The following is a 4,136-nucleotide window of genomic DNA, read 5'->3' as shown; positions in this document are numbered from 1 at the left end:
CGGCGCTGGCCACCATCGGGCAGCCGAGCCAGAGGCTCGGGGCGCGGGCGGCGGGTCGGCTGGCCCGGGTGGCTCGGTCGGCGGCGACGGCTCGGGTGGCGGCGGTTCGGGCGGCGGCAACACGCTCACCTGCCACATCCCGGGCGACGTGCGCGTCTTCTCCGGCCTCGCGGCCGACGTCACCATCGCGGCCGGGAAGGCCGAGAACGTGCTGACGATTCCGACGACCGCGGTCGAAGGCACCGCGCTGAACGGCAACGTCTGGTTCGTGCTGCCCGACGGCACGACCGAACAGCGCCCCGTGATCCTCGGGCTGACCGACGGGTCGATGGTCGAGGTGGTGTCGGGGCTCACTGCGGGGGACTCCGTGCTGCAGTTCGTTCCGGGTGCGGCGGCTCCGACCGACGGCTGCGGGGGTGCGCCGAACTGCTTCGACATCGGTGGCGGCGGCGTCGCCGTGGCCGGGTGATGAACATGCCGTTCCTCGAACTCCGTGGTGTCGGTCGCACCGTCTCCCGAGTGGATGATCGACCCCTCGTCATCCTCGACGGCGTCGACCTCGTGGTCGATGTCGGTGACCGTCTCTCGATCGTCGGTCGCTCGGGCTCCGGCAAGTCGACCCTGCTGAACCTCCTCGGCCTGCTGGATTCGCCGACCCAGGGTGACATTCTGCTCGACGGTGTCTCGACCGCGGGGTTCTCCGCCCGTCGCCGCGACGTGACGCGCGGCCGTGACGTGGGCTTCATCTTCCAGCAGTTCAACCTGCTGCAGGGGCGCACGGCGCTCGAGAACGTGATGACGCCGCTGCTGTACGACACGGGTGCGGCGTTCTGGCGCCGGCGCGCGATCGCGACCGAGATGCTCGAGCGGGTCGGCCTCGGCCACCGGCTGGCCTCGACCCCCGACCGGCTCTCGGGAGGCGAGCAGCAGCGCGTCGCGATCGCCCGGGCACTCGTGCGCCGCCCGCGCCTCATCCTCGCCGACGAGCCCACGGGCGCCCTCGACATCGAGACGGGCGAGGTCGTGATGGCGCTGCTCGACGAGATCGCCACCGCGTCGAGTGCGGCGCTCGTGACGATCACGCACGACCCCGCGATCGCGGCGCTCGCGTCGCGCCGCTTCCGCCTGGAGCGCGGCGCGCTCGCAGCCGAGGATGTCGGCGCCGCTGCCCCCGGGAGCAGCACATCGGCGCTGCCCTCCTCGGTTGAGCGAGGGGGCGCGGCATGACCGGGGTTCTCACGGCATTCGTCGGGAGCGTGATCGAGGCGTGGGCGGAGCTCCGCATCCACCGCACGCGCGTGCTGCTCTCGCTGATCGGCGTCGCGGTCGCCGTCGCGGCACTGACCAGCGTGGTGGCGCTCGGCAACATCGCGCAGCAGGCCACGATCGAGACGAGCGAGCGGTCGAGCGGCCGGCCGGCGACGCTCTACGTCTCCGCGTTCACCGCCGACGGTTCGGCGCCCGACGCGGCGGTGATGGATGCGACGTGGAACGAGGCGCTCGAACGGTACGGCGTGAGCTACGCCAGTCGCGTCGGGCAGCAGCAGCTGAGCATCCAGTTCGTCGACGGGGTGAGCCCCGTGAACGCGACGCTCGTCGATCCGCCCTACGGCACGATGCACCGCGTCGAGGTCGCGGAGGGCGCCTGGTTCAGCGACTCCGATGCGAACCGTCTGGCGCCCGCGCTGATCGTGAACGACATCTTCTACGCGCGGCTCGGGTCACCCGACATCCGGAGCCACCCGACGGTCGAGCTCGCCGGGGCCAAGCCGGTCACGGCCGTGATCGTCGGCGTCACGAAGGCACTGCCCTACGAAGAGCAGCCCAGCATGCTGATGCTGAACGACGCCTACACGAGGCTGGCCGACCGGCTGGTTCAGGATGCCGCGTACCCCTCCTACCCGCAGTACGAGATGTGGGTGCCGCCGGGCATCTCGACCGAGCTGACGGCTCGCCTGCAGTCGGACTTCAGCGCCTCGCTCGGCGAGGGGGCGACCGCGCAGGTGAACCGGCAGGACTACGCCGCCTACGGCGACGATCCGTTCCAGACGGTCACGCTGGTGATCAGTGCGATCGCGGTGCTCGTGCTGCTGCTCGGTGCGCTCGGCCTCGTCAACATCTCGCTGGTGACGGTGCGGCAGCGCATCCAGGAGATCGGCATCCGGCGGAGTTTCGGCGCCACGGCCTCGCGGGTGTTCTTCGCCGTGATGATGGAGAGCGTCGTGGCGACGGTGGCCGCCGGCGTCGTGGGGGTGATGGTGTCGATCGCCGCCGTCACGAGCCCGTGGGTCGAGGAGCTGATCGCGCAGGGCGTCAGCGACGTTCCGCCGTTTCCCGTCGAGGCTGCGCTGCTGGGGCTGGCCGCCGCGACCGTGGTCGGGGCGATCGCGGGCCTGCTGCCCGCCCTCGTCGCGGTGCGCGTCAGGGTGATCGACGCCATCCGCTACTGAGGTGCCGCGGCCGTGCCCGCTCCGTGGACGCCGCACCGCCGTGGCCGCGCCACCGCTCCGTCGCGCCACCGCTCCGCTCACCCTCGGCGCGTAACCGAGGATGAGGGCGGCGTTGGCGGCCCGGGGAACGCAACGCCGCCCACCTCCTCGGTTAACCAGCCCCCGGGGCCGCCAGGGGCGGCGCCATGGCTCGGTTCAGCCTCGCCGCCATCCGCAACTGACGCTCAGTTGCCGACGGCGCATTCTGCCTGGTCGGCCGTCTGGCCCGTCACGTTGTCGGGCTCCGGCGCGGCAGTCCTGGTTTCGTCGGTCGCCGGAATGGTCGCGGTGGGCGACGCCGACGGGGCCGCGGTCACCTCGAGAGCCATTGGGTCGTCACTCGCGGTCGGGGCTGGAGTCGGAGTCGGCCTGATCGGCTGGTCGCTGCGCAGCGCTTCATTGAAGTCGGCCGCGCTGTCGGGGTCGGGCACGACGCGGTTGCGGTTCTCTGGGTCGGCGACGACCGGATAGCGCACGAAGGCCATCTGGTTGAGCGAAACGTCGCGAACCGCCAGTGCGATCGATACCAGCCGGGCCGGATCCTGCAGAGTGTCCGACAGGTCAAGGTGCGAAGTGACAGCGTTGGCGAGCGAGTACAGCGCGATCGGGTTCGCGAGCACCCCGGCGCTTGTCATCTTGCGCATCAGGGCGGAGAGGAAGATCTGCTGGTCGCTGATACGCCCCAGGTCACTTCCGTCACCCACCCCGTGGCGCGTGCGCACGAACTGCAGAGCGCTCTCGCCGAGAAGTGTCTGCTCACCCGCGCCGAGGTGGAGGCCTGTGTCTGAGTCGTCGATCGGCGTGGCGACGCAGACCGTCACGCCTCCAACTGCCTCGGACATCGCCTTCACGCCTTCGAAGTCGATGATGGCGGCGAACGGAATGGTCAGTCCCGTCAGTTTCTCGACCGTCAGCACCGTGCACGGCAGCCCGCCACGGGCGAGGGTGGTGTTGAACATCGCCGAGTCGGTCGCGTCGATCGTCTCGGCGGGGCTCGCGCCCGGTTCTGGCGAAGGACATTCCGGTACCGGCAGCACCGTGTCGCGAGGGATGCTGATGACTGTCGCGTTCGAATGGTCTGCCGTCACATGGAGAACCATCGTCACGTCATTGTTCCCGGAGCCCGAACTCGAATCCTGGTTGTCGGCATCTGCGAACTCGCTGCCCTGGCCGGTGCGCGTGTCCGTTCCGACGAGCAGGATGTCGATGGATCCCGCCAGCGCCTCTGGTCCTTGCGGGGTAGCCGACCCCGTCGCTTCGGGATGCGCGAGATGGATGCCGGGACTCATCCTGCCGAGCGTCTGCCAGACCGCGATCGCGGCGACGGAGAGGCCACTGAGACTCAGAACCGTGACGCAGACCAGGGCCAGCCGCCCGCGCCGGCGCCACGGAGACGCTCGGCGTGCGTGCCGGGCCGGATCTTGACTGAGCATACCTCAGTATATGTCCCCCGGTCGGCGCGGGGTTGCGGCGGTCGGGTCAAAAGGTGCCTCCAAAACTTCCGGCCCGGGATGCGGACGTAACCGAGGATGAGGCCGCCGTTGGGCGTGCGGGTAGCGCAACGCCGCCCACCTCCTCGGTTACGTAGCCGCTGGGCGGCGGGCGGCGGCGGGGGCGACGCCGAAGAAGCCGCGCTCGGGGTTGATC

Annotated in this window: 3 protein-coding genes and 1 pseudogene; 3 read left to right on the top strand and 1 reads right to left on the bottom strand. The window is 70.5% G+C overall.

All coding sequences use genetic code 11. The features are described from left to right. From C5B96_RS17490 to C5B96_RS16745, 3 genes and pseudogenes are all read left to right on the top strand, one after another. Nucleotides 1-469 (top strand): annotated as a pseudogene (locus tag C5B96_RS17490) (hypothetical protein); the annotation flags it as partial. Between the two features lie 5 nt (nucleotides 470-474). Beyond that, a complete protein-coding gene (locus C5B96_RS16750) occupies nucleotides 475-1,227 on the top strand; it encodes an ABC transporter ATP-binding protein (protein ID WP_104246500.1) in 753 nt (250 codons plus the stop codon). After that, a complete protein-coding gene (locus C5B96_RS16745) occupies nucleotides 1,224-2,450 on the top strand; it encodes an ABC transporter permease (RefSeq protein ID WP_104246499.1) in 1,227 nt (408 codons plus the stop codon). Before C5B96_RS16750 ends, C5B96_RS16745 begins: the two co-directional genes overlap by 4 nt. Nucleotides 2,451-2,674: 224 nt before the next feature. Here the strand turns inward: C5B96_RS16745 and C5B96_RS16740 are convergent, their stop codons facing one another. Then, nucleotides 2,675-3,922, bottom strand: coding sequence for an LCP family protein (locus C5B96_RS16740; protein ID WP_104246498.1), 1,248 nt, complete (start codon nucleotides 3,920-3,922; stop codon nucleotides 2,675-2,677). Nucleotides 3,923-4,136 lie beyond the last annotated feature (214 nt).

It is taken from the genome of Subtercola sp. Z020 (genome assembly GCF_002931235.1).
Lineage (GTDB): Bacteria > Actinomycetota > Actinomycetes > Actinomycetales > Microbacteriaceae > Subtercola.
This window is presented reverse-complemented; position numbering and strand designations above follow the sequence as displayed.

Coding starts and splice junctions, on each gene's coding strand:
- C5B96_RS16740 (WP_104246498.1), bottom strand. CDS start 3,922: ATGCTCAGTCAAGATCCGGCCCGGCACGCACGCCGAGCGTCTCCGTGG.
- C5B96_RS16745 (WP_104246499.1), top strand. CDS start 1,224: ATGACCGGGGTTCTCACGGCATTCGTCGGGAGCGTGATCGAGGCGTGG.
- C5B96_RS16750 (WP_104246500.1), top strand. CDS start 475: ATGCCGTTCCTCGAACTCCGTGGTGTCGGTCGCACCGTCTCCCGAGTG.